This is a genomic window from Curtobacterium sp. B18 (assembly GCF_000333375.1).
GTDB lineage: Bacteria > Actinomycetota > Actinomycetes > Actinomycetales > Microbacteriaceae > Curtobacterium.
The window spans coordinates 1-2,149 of the sequence record NZ_BACZ01000467.1 but is presented as its reverse complement, the minus strand read 5'-3'; the positions used below and the strand labels follow the sequence as shown (position 1 = coordinate 2,149).

General features: G+C 74.6%; 2 pseudogenes. Both read left to right on the top strand.

Annotated elements, in window-relative coordinates:
- Positions 1 to 1,014 (top strand): annotated as a pseudogene (locus I5E_RS12555) (DEAD/DEAH box helicase); the annotation flags it as partial.
- Positions 1,015 to 1,025: 11 nt separating this feature from the next.
- Positions 1,026 to 2,149 (top strand): annotated as a pseudogene (locus I5E_RS12550) (hypothetical protein); the annotation flags it as partial.

The window sequence follows — 2,149 nt, the reverse complement described above, 5'->3', positions numbered from 1 at the left end:
ATGGCCGTCAACCTGATCGACCAGTTCGGACGGCAGCGCACGCGCGAGGTCCTCGAGACCTCGTTCGCCCAGTTCCAGGCCGACCGGTCCGTCGTCGACCTGGCCCGCAAGGTCCGGTCGCAGCAGGAGTCGCTCGACGGCTACCAGCAGGCGATGCAGTGCCACCTCGGGGACTTCACCGAGTACGCGGCCCTGCGCCGGGAGCTCTCCGACCTCGAGCGGACGAACGTCCCCGGCGGTCGCGAGGCCTCGCACGGCGCCCGGGCCGAGCGCCAGGCGGCCATCACCGACGTCCGGCGACGGATGCAGCGGCACCCGTGCCACGCGTGCCCCGACCGTGAGGCGCACGCGCGCTGGTCCGAGCGCTGGTACAAGCTCAAGCGCGCCAACGACAAGCTCGTGCAGCAGATCCGGTCCCGCACCGGTGCGGTCGCGACCACCTTCGACCGGGTCACGAACGTGCTGCTCCAGCTCGGCTACCTGGTCGACACCGGCAACGGCGAGGCCACGGTCGCCGCGGGCGGGCGACGCCTGCAGCGGATCTACGGGGAGCGCGACCTGCTCGTCGCCGAGTGCCTCGAAGCCGGTGTCTGGAAGGACCTCACCCCGGCGCAGCTCGCCGCCATGGCCGCCACGATCGTCTACCAGCCCCGCCGCGAGGACGCTCCCGGCACCGAGCACGCCCTGCCCCGCGGTGCGTTCCGGCCCGCGCTCGACGAGACCCTGACGATCTGGTCGCGCCTCGACGACATCGAGCGGGACGCCCGTCTCGCCGGGTCGCAGCCGCCGACCCCGGCCGCCGCGGTCGGCATGTTCCGCTGGGCGTCGGGCTCCGCGCTCGACGACGTGCTCCGCACGCTCGACCTGCCGGCCGGTGACTTCGTGCGCTGGTCGAAGCAGGTCATCGACCTGCTCGACCAGATCCGGAACGCCGGCGACGACGACCTCGCCCAGACCGCGCGGCGGGCGACGGACGCGGTGCGTCGCGGCATCGTCGCCTACGCGGCGGTCTGACAGGAGGCACGGTGCCGGTTCCCGAGTCCGACGTGCGCCCGCAGGGCGACGGGTCCACTGCCCCCGGTGGCACGTCCGGTGGCGCGTCCGCGACCGCCGGTCCTGCGTCCGCGACCGCCGGTCCTGCGTCCGCGACCTCCCGTGGCGCGTCCGCCGGGGTCGGTCGCGGTGCCGCAGCGCTTCCTCCGGCGGGCCGTCGGCCGGACTTCGCCGCCCTCCCGCTCGCGCAGGCGTTCCCGCTCGCCGTGATCGGCGGCGTGCTCTTCGCACTCGCCTTCCCCTCGCCGGGCTGGTGGTTCCTCGCCTACCCGGCACTCGCGTGCATGCTGCTCGCCGCGATGGGCCAGCGCGCCCGGCGTGCGGCGTGGCTCGGCTACGTTGCCGGAGCGGCCTTCTGGATCCCCGCGATCTCGTGGGCCGGCCGCTACCTGGGGCCGGTGCCGTGGTTCGCGCTCGCGCTGTTCGAAGCCGCCTTCTTCGCACTCGGCAGCGTCGCGATCGCCCTTGCGTACCGCTGGGTCGCGCGCGTCCTGCCGTCGACCGCCGGACGCGTGTGGGGCCTCCCGGCCGTCGTCGCCGCACTCTGGACCGGACGCGAGTGGTTCTCGGGGAGCTGGCCCTACGGCGGCTTCGCCTGGGGACGCGTCGGCCTCTCGCAGTCGCAGGGCCCGTTCACGCACCTGGCCGCCTACGTCGGCGTCCTCGGCGTGACGTTCGTCGTCGTGTACTGCGTCGCCGTCGTCCTGTCGCTCGCGCTCGTCACGCCCAGGGGCCCGGGTCGCCCGGTCCGCGTCCCGTTCAGGGTGGCGACCGCCGGGCTGCTCGTCGCGGCGGTGCTCGCCGTGCCCGCGTGGCCGACCGCGACCGACGGCACGATCCGGATCGAGTCCGTGCAGGGGAACGGTCCGGCCGGGTACTTCGACCGGGCGGCTCCGGGCGCGGTGCTGAGCGCGCAGGTCGCGGCGACCGACGTCGACGCGAAGGGCGTCGACCTGGTGGTGTGGCCCGAGGGCTCCGCCGAGTTCGACCCGCGGCAGCAGCCCGTGATCGCATCCGCGCTCGACCAGGTCGTCGACGGCGTCGGTAACGGCGATCGTCGCCGGCGCGATCACGCAGACGCCCTCCGGGTCCTCAC